The 21,007-nt window shown below is 47.0% G+C and carries 14 protein-coding genes and 1 pseudogene; 5 read left to right on the forward strand and 10 right to left on the reverse strand.

Annotated elements, in window-relative coordinates; genetic code table 11:
* Positions 1 to 2: 2 nt before the first annotated feature.
* Complete coding sequence (addB, locus tag BUA56_RS04370) at positions 3 to 3,413, reverse strand: helicase-exonuclease AddAB subunit AddB (RefSeq protein ID WP_072849294.1); 3,411 nt, start codon at positions 3,411 to 3,413, stop codon at positions 3 to 5.
* A 125-nt stretch (positions 3,414 to 3,538) separates the two neighbouring features.
* Here addB and BUA56_RS04375 point away from each other — a divergent pair, with 125 nt between their 5' ends.
* Positions 3,539 to 3,976 carry an FMN-binding protein gene (locus BUA56_RS04375; protein WP_072849295.1) on the forward strand — a complete coding sequence of 146 codons (438 nt, stop codon included), beginning with the start codon at positions 3,539 to 3,541 and terminating at the stop codon, positions 3,974 to 3,976.
* 92 nt (positions 3,977 to 4,068) lie between these two features.
* Here BUA56_RS04375 and BUA56_RS04380 read toward each other — a convergent pair whose 3' ends face one another.
* From BUA56_RS04380 to BUA56_RS04390, 3 genes and pseudogenes are all read right to left on the reverse strand, one after another.
* Positions 4,069 to 5,979 (reverse strand): NAD(+) synthase, encoded by a 1,911-nt coding sequence (locus BUA56_RS04380; RefSeq protein WP_072849296.1) that lies wholly within the window; start codon positions 5,977 to 5,979, stop codon positions 4,069 to 4,071.
* A 23-nt stretch (positions 5,980 to 6,002) separates the two neighbouring features.
* A complete protein-coding gene (gene hslO / locus BUA56_RS04385; RefSeq protein ID WP_072849298.1) occupies positions 6,003 to 6,881 on the reverse strand; it encodes an Hsp33 family molecular chaperone HslO in 879 nt (292 codons plus the stop codon).
* Positions 6,882 to 6,893: 12 nt separating this feature from the next.
* Positions 6,894 to 7,664: pseudogene (locus BUA56_RS04390) on the reverse strand (class I SAM-dependent DNA methyltransferase); the annotation flags it as partial.
* Positions 7,665 to 8,709: 1,045 nt separating this feature from the next.
* Here BUA56_RS04390 and BUA56_RS04395 point away from each other — a divergent pair.
* Positions 8,710 to 10,071, forward strand: coding sequence for an MATE family efflux transporter (locus tag BUA56_RS04395; RefSeq protein WP_072849301.1), 1,362 nt, complete (start codon positions 8,710 to 8,712; stop codon positions 10,069 to 10,071).
* A gap of 41 nt (positions 10,072 to 10,112) precedes the next feature.
* Here the strand turns inward: BUA56_RS04395 and BUA56_RS04400 are convergent, their stop codons facing one another.
* Positions 10,113 to 11,042, reverse strand: coding sequence for a LysR family transcriptional regulator (locus tag BUA56_RS04400; protein ID WP_072849302.1), 930 nt, complete (start codon positions 11,040 to 11,042; stop codon positions 10,113 to 10,115).
* A gap of 197 nt (positions 11,043 to 11,239) precedes the next feature.
* Here BUA56_RS04400 and BUA56_RS04405 point away from each other — a divergent pair, with 197 nt between their 5' ends.
* The 3 genes from BUA56_RS04405 to BUA56_RS04415 are packed head-to-tail and all read left to right on the forward strand — an operon-like array spanning position 11,240 to position 14,287.
* Entirely contained in the window at positions 11,240 to 12,511 is a 1,272-nt protein-coding gene (locus BUA56_RS04405; RefSeq protein ID WP_072849304.1) for an SLC13 family permease, read from the forward strand.
* 25 nt (positions 12,512 to 12,536) lie between these two features.
* Entirely contained in the window at positions 12,537 to 13,580 is a 1,044-nt protein-coding gene (locus BUA56_RS04410) for a C-terminal binding protein (protein ID WP_072849306.1), read from the forward strand.
* A 26-nt stretch (positions 13,581 to 13,606) separates the two neighbouring features.
* On the forward strand, positions 13,607 to 14,287 hold the full coding sequence (locus BUA56_RS04415) for an RraA family protein (protein WP_072849307.1): 681 nt from the start codon (positions 13,607 to 13,609) through the stop codon (positions 14,285 to 14,287).
* Between the two features lie 71 nt (positions 14,288 to 14,358).
* Here BUA56_RS04415 and BUA56_RS04420 read toward each other — a convergent pair whose 3' ends face one another.
* The 5 genes from BUA56_RS04420 to BUA56_RS04440 all read right to left on the reverse strand — a co-directional run bounded on the left by BUA56_RS04420 (position 14,359) and on the right by BUA56_RS04440 (position 20,986).
* Positions 14,359 to 14,532, reverse strand: coding sequence for a DUF4250 domain-containing protein (locus BUA56_RS04420; RefSeq protein ID WP_072849308.1), 174 nt, complete (start codon positions 14,530 to 14,532; stop codon positions 14,359 to 14,361).
* Positions 14,533 to 14,561: 29 nt separating this feature from the next.
* Positions 14,562 to 17,144 (reverse strand): ATP-dependent chaperone ClpB, encoded by a 2,583-nt coding sequence (clpB, locus tag BUA56_RS04425; protein WP_072849310.1) that lies wholly within the window; start codon positions 17,142 to 17,144, stop codon positions 14,562 to 14,564.
* A 195-nt stretch (positions 17,145 to 17,339) separates the two neighbouring features.
* Complete coding sequence (locus tag BUA56_RS04430) at positions 17,340 to 18,758, reverse strand: C40 family peptidase (protein ID WP_072849311.1); 1,419 nt, start codon at positions 18,756 to 18,758, stop codon at positions 17,340 to 17,342.
* A gap of 205 nt (positions 18,759 to 18,963) precedes the next feature.
* Positions 18,964 to 19,635, reverse strand: a complete 672-nt coding sequence (gene deoC / locus BUA56_RS04435; protein ID WP_072849313.1) for a deoxyribose-phosphate aldolase — start codon at positions 19,633 to 19,635, stop codon at positions 18,964 to 18,966.
* A gap of 49 nt (positions 19,636 to 19,684) precedes the next feature.
* Positions 19,685 to 20,986, reverse strand: a complete 1,302-nt coding sequence (locus BUA56_RS04440) for a pyrimidine-nucleoside phosphorylase (protein ID WP_072849315.1) — start codon at positions 20,984 to 20,986, stop codon at positions 19,685 to 19,687.
* Between the last annotated feature and the right edge of the window lie 21 nt (positions 20,987 to 21,007).

The following is a 21,007-nucleotide window of genomic DNA, read 5'->3' on the forward strand; positions in this document are numbered from 1 at the left end:
ACCTACATTTCCTCCTTCATTTTTTCCCACAGTTCCTCAGGCGGCAAAGCTCCCAGCCGGCGGAAAGAGTAACCGGGTATCTTCTCGTCAAAGCCGCATACTCCGTGATAAGGGCAGTAGGTACATGGGTTCTTCTGTCCCAGCTGATAGGGCGACACTTTAACATTGCCTTTTAGAATATCGGTTCCTATATCTCTGATTTTTTTGTCCACATATTCCCTGAGAATGTTAAACTGGTAGTCATTCACTGCCGCAGAAGTTCTTGAAAGACTGCCGTCTTTATTAAACGCCGCAGGGACCACGGAAGAGATATAGGGAGGTTCCCCGGCAAATCCCTGATCCATTTTCTCCAGAATCTCCTTTTCCCCTGTCACCAGCCCGTTTACCCTCAGATTCTTTAAAATTCTCTCATTCAGGTCCTCCAAAGACTCCCCCGGAACCTTGTCCACTACCGGATCCTTTATATTATAATAAAATATTCCCGCCGGCTTTACTTCCTTTCCAGGGTGCTCCTGCTGTTCGATTTCCACAGCCGCATTCAGGTACAGTACCAGCTGAAGCTGCAGGCCGTGATAGAGAGCCACCAGGTCAAAGCTGGTATTCCCGGATTTGTAATCAATCACTTTTACATAGACATGATTCCCGTCCTCGTAGGTATCCAGACGGTCAATTCTGCCCTTTAGTTTCATTTCCTCCTCCTCTGACAAAGCGATGTTCACACTTTTCAGAGAATCAGTCATGGAAAAGGACACCTCAAACCGCCTTGGAACAAAATCTCCCCGCTCTACCTGTTTCTGCAGCGCCCAGACGGTGCGGTTCATCATACGCTTTACCCTGGCAATCATGTACTCGTTTCTGGCGCTGCTGTGAAGCACTGTATTCCCGTAATCGTTTATGATTTCTTCCACGCTTTCCTCTACCAGCGTCAGACGCTTTTCCTCCCCCAAATCCCGCCAGCCGATCCCTAAAAGCCCCAGCTTTCTTGCAAAAAGCTCCAGCGCGGTGTGGAGGACATTCCCCATATCCATGGCATTAAACTGGTACTGGATTCTTTCCCTGAGTCCCAGACCATGTTCCAGAAAGTGGGCAAAGGCGCAGGCGGCAAAACGTTCCAGCCTGGTAGGACTATTTTCCAGTGTAGTGCCATACAATGCCCTTGCGGCGCTCAGGCTGATATGGTCATGAGGATTCGTATAAAAGGCAGCCTCTGCCAGCTTTTTAGCAGTGTCTCTGTAATTAGGCGATCGCAGATACCAGCTCCAGAGCTCCTTCCAGGCGTCCCGGGGTTCCCGGTCAAATGCTTCCCGGAACCCTTTGCTGAGATATTCCAGCCCTCTCACAGGGTTCTCCAGACACGGGGTCTCTTCCTCCATATCCCGGGGGGAGATCTCCGGAAAAATATGCTGTATGCTGCGGATAAGATAAGCAGGATTGGACGACTCTCCTTTTCCATTGGTTCTGGAATAAGAAAGAATCAGCCTGTCCCTTGGCTTAGTCATGTTAAGGTACAGATAAAAGCGCTGGTTGTCATGATTCTCCTTCTGTGTGGGCGCCAATTCTACCCTGGAGCCCCTCAGATACTCCCTGTCGATATCCGACAAAAGGCCTCCCCCGCTTTCTTTCCTGGGAATCACTCCCTCATTAACCCCTGCAAAAAAAAGAACACGCACATCCTTCAGTCTTGTCCTCTCAATATCCCCTACCAGCACCTGATCTGCACTGGGTGGGATCACCCCTACTTTTGCCTCCTGCAGCCCCGCCTCCAGAAGCTCCTGGAATTCCTTCACTGTAACTCTTTCCTCCCCCAGTACATCCGCCATCTTGTCCAGAAGTTCCATAATAATCTCATAGATCTGGCTGTATTCCTTCACCATGGCATATTCCCCTGCGCTTCTAAACAGCTTTTCCTGATGCTTCAGCTTTTCCTGGAGCCTGAAGCCCACAATAAACTGATAGAGGGCCGTGACACCCTCCCGAACCGTCAGCCCTTTTTTCTTCAGTGTACTGGTAAAAGGATGCAGCGACGACATCAGAAGGCTGCGGATCGCTTCCATTCGGACGGTTTCTCCCTCTTCCTGGCCCCGATACCTGCGGATCCACTCCTCCTCCCATCTCTTTGTTCCCCGAATGCCAAGAGCAATCACATAGTTCTCCAGAAGATCCACCTCTTCCGGAATCAACTCTGTAAGGCCGCAGCGGAGAAACCTAAATACGCTGTCATAGCTGTAATTTTCTGCGGCAATCTCCACTGCCGCCCGGATAAACTCAATAAAAGGATTCATTAGGACCGAGTGCTTCTGATCCAAAAAGCAGGGAATCCCTGCATCTTCAAATGCCCAGGCCGCATAGCTTGCATATCCCTCCATATCTCCCGTCACCACAGCAAAATCACGGTAGCGGTATCCCTGTTCTCTTACCAACCTCCGGATCTCATCGGCTGCCATTTCCATCTCTGACTGCGGAGTTCTGCAGATACGAATCTCAATCTCCTCCTGTTTGCCCGGATACGGCCTGCTGCCATAGCGGAAAATATTCTGCTCCAGATAGGCAAGAGCAGGACTGTGGGCAAATCTTCCCTGCTCATCCCTGTGAATACAGATTTCCTTCCCGACCTCTGTTCTGGTTCGGCGTGCAATCTGAAGAAGCCGGTGAACGGTCTGCTTACTCATAAAAAAGAGCTTGTGGGGACTCCCCGGACTGTATGGGTCCTCCTTCTCATCCAAGGTGATTACTGCATATATCTTTCCCGCCCTGGGGAAGATCTCTTCCAGAAGGCGGTACTGCACAGGTGTAAATCCGGTAAATCCATCCAGAACAACCACGCATTCCTCAAGCCGCTGCCACTTCCATATGACCCTGCAGAGCATCTCAAGCACCTGCTCTGCCGTGATATATGTTCCCCTGAGGTAATCCATAAATCCCTGGTATAAGATCTGGATATCCCTCAGCTTATAGTAAAGCTGCGGTTTATCTTCCACTGACCGGAGCATACGCTCCATATCCTCCGGTCCCACATGATACTGGGTGAATTCCGAAACGGTTGATTTTAGCTGGGCAATGTATCCGGGCTTTTTTATCTGCTCCTTTAAAACCTTCAGTTCTTTCTTTTTCTTCTGTGCTACTTTCCGGAGCACCAGACTTTTTCCGGTTTCCTCCAGCACCTGTCCCATATCTTCCCCTATCTCTTCCATAACCCGGAAGGCAAGGCGCTCAAAGCTTACCACATCAATATTCATGATCCCTCCTCTGGGATGCATGGCAACCAGGTCCTTCTGGGTCTGCATGGTAAACTGTTCGGGTACAAGAATCAGATACTGCCTCTTGGGATACTCCATTGATTCTTCTATTATTTTATGATAAAGGGTCCAGGATTTCCCGGAACCTGAATTTCCAAATACAAATTGTAACGGCATCCTATTACCTTTCCTTTCCTGTATGTTCAATATTTTAAATATTATAGCACAATCCTGCCTGGTTTTTGCATATTTTCCCCATTCCCATAATAAGTTATAAAAAGGAAATCAGGAGGGGTATTGCCATGAGTTCAAAAACCAAAATTGTAGTACTACATATGAAAGAAGTTATTTATACCGGTATCTTTGTTGTTCTCGCCATTGTTCTGGCTGTTCTGATGTTCATAATGTTCGGTTCTAAAAAGAATGATGAAGCTGCCAATGTCTCCAATCCGCGCTTCCATGCAGGCGTTTACAATACTTCCGTCACCTTAAATGATAATACGTTTGATGTGGAAGTAACTGTAGATGCGGATCACATCAATGCCATTTCTCTGGTCAATCTCAGCGAGACAACCACAGCAATGTATCCGCTCATGGAGCCAACCCTGGAGGATCTTGCCAGTCAGATATATACCACCCAGTCAACGGAAGGCATTACGTATTCAGAGGACAATAAATATACTTCCATGCTGCTCTTGGATGCCATTAATTCAGCCCTGGACAAAGCAGAGATAAAGTAACCCTGTATGCGAAGAAAGAGTCTGACAGGTCAGACTCTTTCTTCTTGTGTTTCCATGTTCCCTGCCCGGCGCGCACCAAAACAGAGGTCTTTCTATTCGTTTTCCAATTCTTTCATCCACACATCCGCACATGCGTCACTGGGCATCCTGAGGTCTCCTCTGGGAGATACCGCTACACTTCCTACCTTCGGCCCGTCCGGCAGGCAGGAGCGCTTAAACTGCTGAGAGAAAAATCTGCGGTAAAAGGTCTTCAGCCATTTTACTATCGTATCGTCGTCATAAACGCCTTTAAATGAAAGCTTGGCAATTCTTAAAATTTTAGACGGCGGAAAATCTGCCCGCAGCATATAATAAAGGAAGAAGTCATGCAGCTCATAGGGTCCTACCAGATCCTCCGTCTTCTGAGATATCACACCGTCCTTGGGCGGCAGAAGTTCCGGACTGACCGGTGTATCCAGCACATCCCGCAGAATAGATGCCAGTTCAGCCTCCCCGCAGTTGTCCGCATAGTAGCGCACCAGATGGCGCACCAGAGTCTTAGGTATGGAGCTGTTCACGCCGTACATAGACATATGATCCCCATTGTACGTAGCCCATCCCAGGGCCAGCTCTGACAGATCACCGGTGCCTATCACCATTCCCTGGCATTGGTTTGCAAGATCCATCAGCACCTGCGTTCTTTCCCTTGCCTGAGCATTTTCAAAGGTTACATCATGGGCCTCCATATCGTGTCCGATGTCCTTAAAGTGCTGCGTAACGGAAGCCCTAATATCTACCTCTTTTAAGGCCGCCCCCAGACACTCTGTCATTCTGCAGGCATTGGTATATGTTCTGTCTGTGGTTCCGAAACAGGGCATGGTAACAGCGAGAATATTCTTCCTGGGTATGCCAAGAAGGTCGAAAGCTCTTGCCGTCACCAAAAGAGCAAGGGTAGAATCCAAACCGCCGGAGATTCCGAGCACCGCATGGGTGCAGTTGGTATGCATCAGCCTCTTTTTCAGTCCCATTGCCTGTATGGTAAGAATCTCTTCGCAGCGTCTGTCCCTGTCGCCCTTATCCGAAGGCACAAAAGGGGCGGGATCAAAGGTCCTCTCCAGAGCAGTCTCCTGCACTTCAAGGCTGAATGGTACCCTGCAGTATCCTGTCTCATCTGCTCCGGGGAAGGTACTCATTTTTCTTCTCTCACTCTGCAGCCTCTGAATATCCAGATCGCCGTATACAATCTCATTCTTAAACCGTGTTCCCTCTGCAAGAAGCACACCGTTTTCCCCTATAAGGTTCCCTCCCCCAAATACCAGATCCTGGGTGGATTCGCCCTCGCCTGCTGTGGCATAGATATATCCGCATACCAAATTGGCAGATTGTCCTTTTACCAGTCCCTTCCGGTAGGCATCTTTCCCTATTACCTCATCGCTGGCCGAAAGATTCACGATTACGTTTGCTCCCGCCAGTACATGACGGATACTGGGAGGATTGGGCACCCAGAGATCTTCACAAATCTCTGCTGCCACTACCAGCTCCGGCATAGTATCACAGACAAACAGCTGATTCGTTCCAAAAGGAATTTCATTGCCGCCGAAGGGGATCCATTCTATTTCTTTGTTGCCGGGTATAAAATGGCGGGCCTCATAAAATTCACAGTAGTTGGGGAGATTGATCTTCGGCACAATACCTATTACCTCTCCGCCGGAAATAACTGCAGCTGTATTATACAGTTTTCCTTTACACGCAAAAGGCGTTCCCACAAAGATCAGTCCGTCGATATCCCTTACCTCTTCCGCCAGTCTCAGGAGCTGTTCCTCTGCCTCCCTGATTAACGCATCCTGCCAAAACAAGTCCTGACAGGTATAGGCAGTGAGACACAGCTCCGGCAAAACCATTAACTTTGCCCCGTGGGCCGCCATCTCACGTATTGTTTTTGCAATCTCCTTCTCGTTGTAGCAGCAGTCCGCCACCTTTATGCTGGGGGTTCCTGCCGCGGCTTTGATAAAACCCTGATTCATCTCTATTCCCCGCTTTCTGCAAATTATTTGCTCAGTGTATATAATTCTTTCAGTTCCTGGACATCAAAGATATAATTCCGGTTGCAGAAATGACAGTTTAGCTCCACTTCTTTTCCCTCATCTATCATCTCTTTCAAGTCCTTCCTGCCTACGCTGATCAGTGCTTTAGCCACTCTTTCCTTACAGCAGTTGCAGTAAAAACGAGTGCTGAGCCTGTCATTATATTCAATCTCCATTCCTTCCAGCAAGGTCTCCAAGATAGTTTCCGGTGTATAGCCTTTTTCCAGCATTCCTGTCACCGAAGTAATCCCGGACAGATTTTTTTCCAGCTTGCTTATCACCGCCTCCTCTGCAAAAGGCATCAGCTGAATGATAAAGCCCCCGGCCTGTTTTACGGTATTATCCTTTTCCATAAGAACCCCAAGGCCTACGGAAGAGGGCACCTGCTCGCTGGTAGCAAAATAGTAGGTAAGATCCTCAGCAATTTCACTGGTCTGGAGAATCGTTTGGCCGGAATATGGTTCTTTCAGCCCCAGATCCTTAATCACATTCAAAAGCCCCACACCCACTGCGCCAGCCACATCCAGCTTCCCATTCTTGTTGGCCGGCAGCAGTACATTGGGATTCCCTACGTATCCTTTTACATTTCCTTTACTGTCTGCTGTTACCGTAATTCCGTTCAGGGGACCTCCCGCTTTTATCTGCAGCGTCAGCAGATCTTTGTCCCCCTTCATCATAACTCCCATCATAGCCCCTGCGGTCAGCAGCCTTCCCAGGGCCGCTGTGGCTACAGGACTCGTATTATGTGCAGCTCTCGCTGTCTCTACCAAGTCTCTTGTTGTTGCGGCAAATGCCCGGATCTGATTGCCGGCTGCTGTCGCTCTTACAATATAATCTCTCACTTTTTTATCTCCTTATACCGATTTTTCCACTTCCCGGGCCAAAAAATAAACCCTCTCACTCTCACTGTCCGGTTCTTCTCTGGTAAATGCCTCATACACACTGACAAACTGAAGCCCAGCCTCTTCCAGCAATTCTCTCACCCGCCCGACAGAGTAGGCTTTCTGATAATGCGTCTCCTGATACTTTCTATACAAAAGTGTTTCCTTTTTCTCAGGAATGAACAGGGTAAGATCATACTCATTGATCTCCTCCTCCCGGTGATAATAATTATCCCAGATAAAACTCCCGTCTTCCCGGTTCTCTGCAATTGTACTCTCTCCCAGGATCTCCTCATACTTATACCGGGTATTCATATCAAAGATAAAGATTCCCCCGGGATCCAGATAATTATTCACCAGCCGGAATACCTCCAGCAGCTCCTCTTCCTCTAGGATATAGTTCATAGAGTCACAGATACTCACTGCCGCTCTTACCGTTCCATACAGCTCAAACTCCCTCATATCCTGCAGGAGATACAAAATATCCAGCCCGCTCTCCAGCTTCTTCTCCTGGGCAATCTCCAGCATTTCCGCAGAGTTGTCCACACCAATCATATCATATCCCATCCCCGCCAGCACCTGTGTAAGACTCCCCGTCCCGCATCCCAGATCCAGCACCAGGCCGTCTTCAATTCCATATTCTTGTAACAGACCGCTCACATACGCCCCCCATTCTTCATAGGGGATATTATCCATAAACATATCATAAACTCTTGCAAAACTTTGGTACGCGGACATTAGATTCGCCTCTTTTTTATCGTATTTTTCTCATAACATAGTATCAAGTTTTTGTGGTAAGTGCAAGAAAATTATAGTTATGTGTATGTGAAGTTCGATGTTAACTAGTCGGCCAGCGCAGCGTCGCAGACGGACGGATATAGGAGGGAGCACCGGGGAGACAGGGTCAGGCCAGGGGCCGGAGTATAGGGACAAGTCAGCTCGAGGCTCCGTTCCCCTCAGCTAAGTCCTACCAGCTGCTAAGCTCGTCAGGAAAGCCTTCCTCACTAATCAGCTGGTGGACTGGATCTTCGGCTCACTCCGCTTAACCTCCCTGACTTGTCCCTATACTCCGGCCCCTGGCCTGACCCTGTCTCCCCGGTGCTCCCTCCTATATCCTGGCAGAGACTCACTTCACATTCACGGAAAACGGGTGGGGAAGGTCGGGAGTTGTACACTTTTCCTCTACTTGTTTCTCACTATTGACGACTTGATGTTTAGGATAAACTCAGAAAAATCTCCCCCTGGAACTTCCCCATACCCAGGTGAGAGGAATCATGCGGCGGCGGGCTGGCTGGGTTGGGCGGGAGGGAGGCTTAAGGTCCGCGGACGGTTCCGGAGGAGTGAGTAGAGAGTCTTAGGCAAAACCGGGATTCCCGCAGGAGATTTTTTCGGCAGTCCGGGCCGAAAAAAAGTGAGCATGGGCAGAGAATGCACATCAAGCATTCTTTGACCATACGAACGGTGCTCCGGCGGGGATTCCGGTTTTGTCTTAGACTCTCTTCACGACGGAGGTGTCCCCGGAACTTAAGCCTTCCTCCTGTCCGACCCGGCCAGCCCTCCGCCGCGGGATTTCTCTCACCGTCCCCCCCTGCCACCCACACCTTCCGACTAAAAAAGTCTCAAGCTTAGGAAGTCAATTCCCAAGTTCCCACACAAACAGTTGACTTTTCCCCCAACCCTCTATACAATAAATTATATACTTATTACTATCGGATGCCCCGGCTTTCCATACTACAGCCGTACATCCGATTTCTTTGTGCTTTAAACATATTTAACAGGAGAAAAAGTCATGCCACAAACCATACCAAAAGAAAACAAAATGGGCTATCTGCCCATCCCAAAGCTTCTATTTCAAATGTCGCTTCCCATAATCATATCCATGCTCATTCAGGCTCTGTACAATATTGTAGACAGCGCCTTTGTCGCCCAGCTGAATGAAAGTGCACTTACAGCGGTATCTCTGGTGTTCCCCATACAGAATTTAATGATTGCGGTAGCTGTGGGAACCGGAGTAGGAATCAATGCACTGCTGTCCCGAAATCTGGGGGAGAAGGATTATGAGGGAGCAAACCTGGCAGGAAGGAACGGAATCTTTCTCTCTGTCTGCCATTATATTGTTTTTGCGATTCTGGGCGTCTCTCTGGCCACTGCTTTTTTTGATCTCCAGACTGCCCACGAACAGATCCGCGCCTATGGAATTCAATATATGTCCCTGATCTCTGTGTTCAGTTTCGGAATCTTTCTGGAAATCACTATGGAACGGCTGCTTCAGGCTACAGGACGGGCTGCGCTCTCCATGGTAACTCAGGGTGTTGGTGCAATCGTCAATTTAATTATGGACCCCATTCTTATCTTCGGGTTATTTGGCTTTCCGCGGTTAGAGGTAGCGGGTGCGGCTATCGCCACAGTTTTCGGTCAGATCATCGGAATGCTGCTGGGCCTGTTTCTGAATGTTAAGTATAATAAAGAAATTAATATTAATATGAGGCACTACCGTCCTCATTCCCGTGTGATCCGGCAGATTTACGCCGTAGGAATTCCTTCTATGGTGGTACAGGCTATCAGCTCTGTTATGACTTTTGGCATTAATAAGATTCTTCTCATGTTTACCTCTACAGCAGCCGCTGTATTTGGGATCTATTTCAAGCTACAGAGTTTTATATTTATGCCTGTATTTGGACTGAACAACGGCATGGTGCCCATCATTGCTTTTAATTACGGAGCCAAAAGCAAAAAGAGGATTATGTCTACCATACGCCTCAGTATCCTCTCGGCCGTCACGATTATGTTACTTGGGCTTGTATGTTTTGAGATCTTCCCGGGGCAGTTTTTATATCTGTTTAATGCCTCAGAAGATATGCTGGCTATCGGTGTTCCCGCGCTCCGCATTATCAGTCTCAGTTTTATATTTGCCGGCTACTGCATCGTAGTTGGCTCAGCATTCCAGGCCCTCGGAAATGGTACCTACAGTCTTATTGTCTCTGTGGCAAGGCAGATGCTGGTAATACTCCCCTGTGCATACCTCTTCGCTAAGGTATTTGGGCTGCACGCAGTGTGGTGGGCATTTCCTCTTGCAGAATTAGTCTCCGTGGCTCTGTCCACACTGCTCTTTAGGCGAATCTATCGGGAGAAAATACAAAGTCTATCGTGAAGCAGACAGATACAACAACCGAATTCCCGGAACACTTTTATTCATCTATTGCTGCCAAAAATCTCTTTCAATATGGAAATGAACAATTGGGATACCTTGGGCAGATAACTATTTTTGCGGTATACAACCCCAAGATCCCAGCTTGCACTGCTGTCATCCAGCATAAAATAAGTCACTCTCCCCGAATGGCGGCAGACACCTGCACCTTCGCCGGGTACGAATGTGCAGGCAATTCCCTCAGAAACAAGGTTGATAGCGGTAGTCAAATTACCGGTTTCCAGCAGGATATCAGGTTCTATTTGATTTTTTGCTAAAATTCGCTGAACCTCATAGGTCAGATTTTGACCGGGCTTTGTTAATATAATAGGTATTTTTTTGACCAGCGCAAGGGGGGCCAGGGGAAACCTGCCCTGATAGCGGCAGTCCTGCAGCAGAGTCTGCACATAAGGGTGATTCGTAGGTGCCGCCAACAGAATCGGTTCGTCAAAAATTGCTTCACAAGTCAGTTTATTGTAATTTAATGTGTGCGGAAGATTCATAACCGCAAGATCTATATTGTCATTGAGGAGGGCGCTTTCCAGTTGGTTGGAGCGTCCTTCAAACAATTCAATATGAATTTTAGGATAACGGCGGTGAAATTCCGGGAAAATGTCGGGCAAAAGGCAGGCGCCGCGCCAGAGGGCGATGCCTAACCGCAGACGACCGCTCACCTCACTTTTAATATCCTGAAATTCTCTTCTCAGATTTTCATCTAACGTTTTCATCTGCAGTATGTATTTATAATAGCACTCGCCAGTATAAGTCAGTTTGAGAGGGGAAGTACTTCGGTCAAATAATTCCACACCGAGGTTGTTTTCCAGACGTTTCAGATACTGGCTCAGGGCAGGCTGTGTCGTATAAAGATTTTGGGCGGCCTTCGTCAGACTGCCGGCTTCCACAATGGAAGTAAAGTATTCGTAATTATGATTCATAAGCACTCCTTTGCTATATAACAGAAACATTATAATCTATATAGTACTATTGCCATTTGCTTTTGTCAATAAAATCGAATATTATAAAAGTACAGTAAGAATGCGCATATAACTTACACAATAAACAGTCTTAGTCACAAAAGCAAGTATTATACATAACAAAAAAATTATGGGAGAACTGTATTTGGAGGTATATAATGAATCCAACAATTATAACATTGATTGTATTGGCAATTATGGTTGTATTTTTTGTAACAAATAAATTCCCCCTGGGGCTTGTATCTATGGCGGGCGCAATCCTTCTGGGCTGCATGGGAATCATTGATAAGTCAGATGTGTTTGCCTCATTTTCCGGATCAACAATTGCACTTCTGGCAGCAATGATGATTATCGGTCAGTCACTTTTTTACACAGGAGTAGCAGATAAAATGGCGCATATGCTGGTAAAAATAACCGGCACGTCAGAAAAGGGCATTATGATAGCGGCTGTTCTGGTAGCGCTGATTCTTTCTTCTATCTGCTCCGGACTTGGTGTAGTAGCTATGATGCTGCCAATCGTTGTAGCGATGAGTATGCAGGCCAAAGTTTCGGTATCCAGACAGTTGATTCCGATGTCTTTTGCGGCATCTATCGGATGCAATCTAACGCTGGTAGGAGCAGCAAGTAATGTCAGCACTGCCGGATTAATTGAAGATATGGGAGTAGATTTCCTTAGCTTTTTTGAACTGGGAAAGGTAGGACTTCCCCTTTGTATCCTGTTTCTGGTCTACTTTCTGTCCATTGGCAAAAAGCTTCTGACACCCGGAGATTCTTCCGATCCGGAATATTTAAAAGAGTATACGCGAAGGGAAAAGGCAACGGAATTCAATCCTGTAAAAGGGGGAATCTGTCTTACAATTTTAGCGGCAGTTCTGATTGCTATGGCTGTTGCAAGCGATGAATGGCCAATGTATTTTATCGCGGCGATCGGATGTGTACTTCTGATCGGAACAGGATGTATCAGTGAAAAAGAAGCCATGCGGGCTGTGGATTGGCCAACTCTGTTTATTGTAGGCGGTATGAGTGCGGTCTCCAAAGCGATGGCCAGCAGCGGAGCAGGAGATTTAATCGCTAATGCTGTGGTAAGAATCCTGGGTAATCATCCGAATAAAGTAATGTTCTTATTTTTTGTACTGCTTGTCACAATAATTTTGACGAACATGATGATGAATACCTCCACTGTAGTATTGGTAACACCTTTATTTGTTCCGGTAGCTATGGAAATGGGTATTAATCCGGTGGCAATTGGAGTTGCCATCTGTGTTGCGGCCTCTGCGCCATTTTTGACTCCGGTGGGTTCCGGTACAAATACATTAATTATTAAACCGGGAAATCTGGGATTCCGTGACTTCTTTGTTCCGGGTATCGGGCTGACCGTTGTGACACTGATTGGATCATTGCTTCTGATACCAGTATTCTGGCCATTATAAAAAGTAAATAAAGGAGAGACAAGAAATGAAAGCTGTTGTTGTAGATAAAGATTATGGCAGCGTAACTGCCGAAGAGCTGGAGCGTGTTGCAGCTGCTTATCAGGCTGCCGGAATCGAGCTGGCCCTGCTGGACTATCAGGTTGTGGCTGCACAGCAGAAAGAACCCACTGTGGAAGAAATTATCGCAGGATGCAAAGGTGCCGATGCTATTCTGGCTACCGGTAATCCCCCCATTACCCGCAAGGTCTTAGAAGCCTTGCCAGAGCTAAAGTTTGTACAGCGGTTTGGCGTAGGCGTCAACAGTATTGACTTGGATGCAGCCACAGAACAGGGGGTAATCGTGCTGAACCTGCCGGGTTTTTGTGCGAAAGAGTTGGCAGATGTTGCAACTGCGATGATTATGGGGCTTGTTCGCAATACAAATTATTATGACAGAGAAATCCGCAAAGGAAAGTGGCCCAAATGCCAGTATCTGCTTCCGGGGGATGTCCGGGAAATGACTCTCGGTTTGTACGGATTCGGAGCGGCTGGGAGATATTTGCATGATATTTTCCATGGAGGTTTTGGGACTAAGGTAATCTCCTGCGACCCGTATGTTTCAGACTCAGTAAAGGAGCAGTATCCGCATGTGGAATTTGTGACATTCGACGAGATGTTAGAAAAGAGTGACATTATTTCCATCCATGTGAATCTGACACCCGAAACCACTCATGTTTTTAATAAGGATACCTTTCGCAAGATGAAAAATACAGCCATGATCATCAATACCTCCCGTGGGCCTGTCATTTCACAGAAAGACCTTGCATGGGCACTGGAAAACGGCGAAATTCTTTATGCCGGCCTGGATACCGTGGAAATAGAGCCCATTGCTAAGGAGGATCCCCTTCTTGCCATGGATAATGTTATCATAAATCCTCACTGTGGATCTTATGGCATCGGGGCGAAGAAAACCCAGATTCAAATGGTATGTCATTTGATTCCGTCAGCAGTTGTTGATGGAACTGTGCTATCCCATAACGTTGCCAACAGGAGTGTGCTCGCAAGAGATACAGGATATCAATTTGTATAAAAAATAATCTCAGGAGAAAAAAATAAATGTCAATTGGGTGTAAAATTATAAAGGAAATCAGCCGTCCGGCAAAGGAACTGGTAGAACGTTTCAGAAATATGCCGGCGGCAAATATTGATGATTGTATGGGGCGTATTGCGGCCGTGGATTCCGGAATCAAACCGGTGGGCTATAAAGGGCAGTTACTAGGTACTGCATTTACAGTTCGTGTGCCCCAGGGAGACAATCTGATGTTCCATGCCGCCATGGATTTGGCCCGGCCGGGGGATGTGATTGTCATAGATGCAGGTGGTTTTACTGACAGAGCAATATTTGGCGAATTGATGGCAACCTACTGTAAGACCAGAGGGATTAAAGGAATTGTCTGCGACGGGGCAATCCGGGACTATGGCGGACTCGCTGCAATGACGGATTTTGCTGTTTATGCACGGGGGGTAAATCCAAACGGTCCCTATAAAAATGGACCCGGAGAAATCAATGTACCGGTAGTCATCGGCGGAAAGCTTGTCAATCCTGGAGATATTATTGTAGGCGATGATGACGGTGTAATTGTCATCGATCCGGCAGTTGCCTCAAAACTTGCGGACGCAGCCCGGGAAATAGCGAAAAAGGAGGCCGCTATCATGGATGATATAATACATGAAGGAACGTATATCAGACCATGGGTGGATGAAAAGTTAAAAGAAATTGGCTGTGATATGAAATAGAACAATATAACAATTGCAGGGCAGCCGCACCGGTATCTACTATCATACCGGTGCGGCTGCCCTGTTTGGCATCACACAAATTGATTCTGTTGGGCATCATATTCGTAGTCTATCATTTCCATCTTCCTTTTAATGCCCTCTTTATCTACCTGGAGACTCTTGCACATGTCTTCCAGGGAAGAGTAATGATCTCTCAGCTGTGTATTCACGTAACTCAATAAAATTGCCGGATCTTTTGGCAGCATAGTTTCACTCCTTGCCTGCTTTCTCAGTATTATGTTACTTTAGCCACCAGCTCCCCGTTCTCCACATCAATCAGGATCGTGTCCCCTGCATCGATTTCACCGGACAAGATCAGCCTTGCACTGAGTGTCTCCACATATTTCTGGAGATACCGCTTAAGGGGACGGGCTCCGTAGACCGGATCGTATCCCCCGTCAATGACATATGCCTTTGCCTCATCTGTAAGCTCCAGTGACAACTCCTGATCTGCCAGCCGATGGTTAAGCTCTTTGATAAGCAAATCTACAATACCGCCAATATTCTCTTTTGTCAACGGTTTAAACATAATAATTTCATCAAGACGGTTCAAAAATTCAGGGCGAAAATGATTTCTCAGATCCTGGTGCACCATTTCCTCACATTGCGGGCTGATTTCTCCATCCGGCTGAATGCCGTCAAGAAGGTAGGTTGACCCTATATTAGATGTCATAATAAGAATCGTATTCTTAAAGTCTACGGTACGTCCCTGAGAATCTGTAATACGCCCGTCATCCAGCACCTGAAGCAGTACATTAAACACATCCGGGTGCGCTTTCTCTATTTCATCAAAAAGTACTACTGAATAGGGCTTTCTTCTCACGGCTTCTGTGAGCTGGCCGCCCTCCTCGTATCCCACATATCCCGGAGGTGCACCGATTAGCCTGGATACAGAGTATTTCTCCATATACTCACTCATATCAATGCGCACCATGTTAGTTTCATCATCGAATAGAGCCGCCGCAAGAGTCTTCGCAAGCTCGGTCTTACCCACACCGGTGGGACCAAGGAAAAGGAAGGAACCAATTGGTTTTGACGGATCTTTAATACCCGCCTTGGAGCGCAGAATCGCATCTGTCACCTTGCTCACCGCTTCGTTCTGTCCAATCACCCTCTCATGGAGCTGATCCTCCAGCCCCAGGATCTTGGTTCGCTCCCCCTCTGTTAGCTTAGAAATAGGTATACCTGTCCACCGGGATACAATTCTGGCGATTTCATCATCGGTAACGCTCTCATGCACAAGTGAAAGATCCTGTTTCCTTACCTTCTCTTCCTCTACACTCAGCTGCTGCTGCAGCTTTGGAAGCTCTCCGTATTGAAGCTCTGCCGCTTTCTCCAGGTCATAGTTTCTCTGGGCCATCTGGATCTGATTGTTCATCTCTTCAATCTGCTCTCTCAGCTTCTGCAGACGCTCCACGGTAACCTTTTCATTATCCCACTGAGCCTTACGGGCATTAAAATCATCCCTGTAATCTGCCAGTTCTTTCTGAAGGTTCTCCAGGCGATCCTGGCTCAGCTTATCGGTTTCTTTTTTCAGGGCAGCCTCCTCGATCTCCATCTGCATGATTTTTCTCTGCAGCTCATCCAGCTCTGTGGGGAGGGAATCCAGCTCTGTTTTAATAAGGGCACACGCTTCATCCACAAGATCAATTGCCTTATCCGGAAGGAACCGGTCAGAGATATACCGATCCGATAAGGTGGCTGCTGCTACCAAGGCGCCGTCTGTAATCTTAACCCCATGAAATACCTCATATCGGTCCTTCAGTCCCCGGAGAATGGAAATCGTATCCTCCACTGTAGGCTCATCCACCATTACAGGCTGGAATCTTCTCTCCAGAGCCGCGTCCTTTTCAATATACTGTCGGTATTCATCCAGAGTGGTCGCGCCGATACAGTGCAGTTCTCCTCTGGCAAGCATAGGCTTTAACATATTGCCGGCATCCATTGCTCCGTCTGTCTTTCCGGCGCCTACAATCAGGTGCAGCTCATCTATAAATAAAATGATTTGTCCTTCGCTTTTTCTGACTTCCTCCAGGACAGCTTTCAAACGCTCCTCGAATTCCCCTCTGTACTTAGCGCCTGCTACCAATGCTCCCATATCCAGAGAGAAAATTTTCTTGTCTTTCAGTCCTTCCGGCACATCGCCTCTTACAATACGCTGTGCCAGCCCCTCTACTACTGCCGTCTTACCTACGCCGGGCTCACCGATTAAAACAGGGTTGTTTTTCGTCTTCCTGGAAAGTATACGGATAACATTACGGATCTCCGCATCTCTGCCGATTACCGGATCCAGCTTTTGGTTTCGCGCCTTCTCCACCAGATCCTGCCCGTATTTGTTCAGAGTATCATAGGTTGCTTCAGGATTATCTGTGGTAACTCTCTGGTTTCCCCGAACCGTAGAAAGAGCCTGCAGAAACCTTTCCCTGGTAATCCCATACTCATTCCAGAGTTTCTTCATAGATGGACTTGCATTCTTTAGCAGAGACAGAAAGAGATGCTCCACAGATACATACTCATCCCCCATAGCTTTAGCCTCGTCCTCTGCGCTTACCAGCGCTTTGTTCAGATGCTGGCCGATATACGGCTGGCCTCCGGACACCTTTGTCCTGGCGTTCAAAGCATTCTCCACATTGTTCAGGAAATGGTCTTTATTAATCTCCATTTTTTCAATCAGCTTCAAAATCAGACTGTCATCCTGGTGCAGAAGATTATACAGAAGGTGCTCCTGTTCAACTTCCTGATTGCCAAATTCATAGGCTGTCTTTTCCAGATCCTGCACTGCCTGAAGTGATTTCTGTGTAAATTTACTAATATTCATAAAATCGCCTCCATATCGTTTATCTCAAACACATTGTTTATTTGCTTGTTCTATAACTACTATAACATAGTTTTTTGAAAAAGCAAGTATTTTTTTTGTTTTTCCGAAATATTTTTCTATGTCCTGGTGTAAACCAGAGATAAAAAAACTGCCGTTCATGGATAACTCCATAAACGGCAGTAAATCTGCTATGTATTATACGAGACGTCTTACAGATAAAATCGTCTTATATGCAGCGTTTCCGCTGATTTTAATTCCGCCCTTCGGATAAGGTGCACTGTTGGAAGCATGTACAATCTGACCGCCTCCCATATAGATAGCAACATGTCCTGAGTAGCAAATCAGGTCACCTGGCTGAGCCTCTGCATAAGATACCGCCCTGCCATAAGATCTCTGTGCCCCGGAAGAATGTGGCAAGGAGATTCCAAAGTGTGCATATACCTGCATGGTGAATCCGGAACAGTCAGCACCGTTTGTTAAACTCTCGCCGCCCCATACATATGGGTTGCCCACAAACTGAGTTGCATAATTAACAATTGCCTGTCCAGTAGCACTGCTTGAACTGCTGGAGGATGATCCTGAAGAACTGCTGGAAGAGTTTGAGCTGCTGTCGCCCTTAGAGCTATTGGAACTGCTCTCACCTTTAGAGCTGTTGTCTTCGTCATCTTTAGAAGTGTTGGAGGAGTTTCCTCTGCTGTCTTCTTCGTCTGTATCCTCATTACTGCTGTTGCTGTTGTTATTATCTTTCTTGGAATTACCGGAAGACTTATTGTCATCACTCTTCTGGCTGTCTGAATCTTTCTTAGAGGAAGACTCCTGTGCTGCCTTCTGAGCCGCCTTTTTCTGTGCCTCTTCTTCCGCTTTCTTAGCTGCTGCTGCAGCTGCGGCCTTTTCTTCCTGAATCTTCTGCAATTCAGCATTCTGCTGTTGGATTAATTCTTTATATTCAGCTGCCTGAGACTCTGCTCTGGAAATCTGTGATTCATAATCGCTTGCTGTAGCTTTTTTCTGCTCTAAGGTTGATTCCAGTTCTTTCTGCTGTCCTTCATATTCAACCTGCATGTCTTCCAGTTCTGCTTTTTCTGTCTCTAACTGAGTTTCAAGGTCAGTCACCTGCTGAACCACTTCTTTCAGCTCATTCAGGCTGTTTCTGTCGTAATCATATAACTGCTGTGTATATTCAGCCTTACTCAGCATACCGGAAAGGCTGTCAGCCTCTAAAAGCATCTGCGCCCATGCACTGTCGCCGCCTTTTTCATATATGTACTGAATTCTTTTCTTCATGGAAGCATACTGCTCGTCCCTGTTTTCTTCAGCAACTTTCAAATCTTCTTTTGTATCTTCGATTTCAGTTTCCTTGGTGGTGATATCATCCTTTAAAACATCAATCTGAACAATTACCTCTACCAGATCCTGATCTAATTCATTAATCTCAGCTTTTAATGCTGCTTTCTGATCTTCTAACTTATTAATCTTATTATTTACTGCTGCCAGCTGACTGCTTGTCTGCGCTTTTGCGGCCTTAATATCATCTTCTTTTGCAGCTCCTACAGAAATAATCTGAGCCATACTAAGTACGATTGCTAAGCTTACTCCAATAAATTTCTTCTTCATAATACCGTTTAACCTCTCATCTAAGTATGTACACTATTTTTGCTTTCTCATTTCCCTCTTGAGATTCCTACGTGTTACGTTTAATATTTACGAAATACTTTCTTCATTTCTTTTACATATTACCACACATCCTAAGTATATGCAAGAAAAAGATCTAAAAATCTCAACTAAAATTTAATATTCATGTAACATTTGTGTGCATTTCTTAATATGTTTGGCCTGGTGTCCCATAAAGCAGCCCCACAGCTGAACTGGTTCCTATTCTGCTGCAGCCGACATCCAAAAACTTCTCCAAATCCTCCCTTGTCTTCACGCCCCCGGCCGCCTTGATTCTTACATTTTCCCCGATGTTTTCTCTGAAAAGCACCACATCCTCTATGGTTGCTCCCCCTGTGCCAAAGCCTGTAGAGGTTTTTATAAAATCGGCACCCGCGGCTGTAACAATTTCACACATTTTTATCTTTTCTTCCTTTGTCAGATAGCACGTCTCCACTATTACTTTTAGGGTCTTACTGCCCACAGCCGCTTTAAGAGTTGTTATCTCATCCAAAACCGCTTCAAATTTCCCGTTCTTTACATCGCTGATATTGATGACCATATCAATCTCATCCGCACCGTCTTCCAAAGCCTGTCTTGTCTCACAGAGCTTCGCCTCTTTCACGCTGTAGCCCAGTGGAAATCCAACTACTGTACATATAGTAAGAGAATCCCCATAGGCCTCTCTGACGCGTTTTACATAGCAGGGCGGGATACAAACAGACGCTGTATGGTATTCCACCGCTTCCTCACACAGCCTTTTGATATCCTCCCACACAGCAAACGCCTTTAATTGCGTGTGATCCACATGGCTTACTATTTCCGAATTTTTTCTGCTCATTGTTTCCCCTTTTTTCTATATATATTACTGCCGCCTTTTTGCTGCTCCATCAAACAATTCTTTCATAAACCATCTGTTTTTTGCCTTTCGGCGCCTTCCCCAAAGTCACTGCCTTTTCCAGCACATTGACAGCCTCCGGGAACAGTTCCTCTTTTGATGTATAGAGCGTGGCAATCGGCTCTCCTGCCATTACATAATCATTTGTTTTCTTATGAAGGATGATGCCGGCACCGGGATCTATGACGCTGTCCTTGGTCTCTCTGCCCGCCCCCAGAAGTCCGGAAGCCATTCCGCACATTTTTGCATCCAGGCCGGCGATAAAGCCCTCTGTCTTTGCCTTTACCTCCCGGGAATACGGGGCTCTCGGCAGCAGACTGGTGTCAGACAAGGACTCCGGGTCTCCGCCCTGCGCTGCTGCCATTGCCTTCAGGCATTCCAGGGCAGTTCCGTCAGCCAGGACTGCTGCTGCCTGCTGCCTGCAAGTCTCCAGTTCCCCCTTTTGGGCAAGATAAAGCATGTTTGCGGCCAGTTCCACAGAAAGCTCTGTGAGATCCTCCGGACCGTTTCCCCGCAGGGTTTCCACCGCCTCCGCAACCTCCAGGGAATTGCCGATGTAATTTCCCAGGGGTTCCTCCATATTTGTGATCAGGGCAATGGTTTTTCTTCCCGCCAATGTGCCGATCCGAACCATTTTTTCTGCCAGCGCCCTGGCGTCTTCCCGCCCGGACATAAAGGCCCCGCTTCCTGTTTTTACATCCAGAAGGATACAGTCACTTCCTGCAGCCAGCTTTTTACTCATAATGGAAGCGGCAATCAGAGGAATACTCTCCACCGTAGCGGTCACATCTCTCAGCGCATACAGCTTTTTATCTGCGGGAGCCAGATTCCCGGACTGGCCAATGACAGACAATCCGGTGCGGTTTACCACATCAAAAAATTCTTTCCGGTCCAGTACTGTCCGGAATCCGGGGATAGCTTCCAGTTTATCCACAGTTCCGCCGGTAAAGCCCAGTCCCTTTCCCGACATCTTTGCCACCTTTACTCCGCAGGCGGCAGCGATTGGGGCCGCAATCAGCGTAGTCTTATCGCCTACTCCCCCGGTGGAGTGTTTGTCAACCTTAATCCCCTGAATCTCAGAAAGATCCACCATATCACCGGATTTTGCCATAGCATCCGTCAAGACTGTCAGCTCCCGGTCTGTCATTCCCTGAAAATAGATCGCCATCATCATAGCAGACATCTGGTAATCCGGTATTTCATCTGCTACATACCGCTCTATCATATCCCGGATCTGTTCCTCCGATAGTATTTGCCCATCCCGCTTTGCAGCAATGATATCCGTCATTCTCATACTTCCCACCAGCCTTTCCTA

Source organism: Lactonifactor longoviformis DSM 17459 (assembly GCF_900129135.1).
In the GTDB taxonomy this organism is placed as follows: Bacteria; Bacillota; Clostridia; order Lachnospirales; family Lachnospiraceae; genus Lactonifactor; species Lactonifactor longoviformis.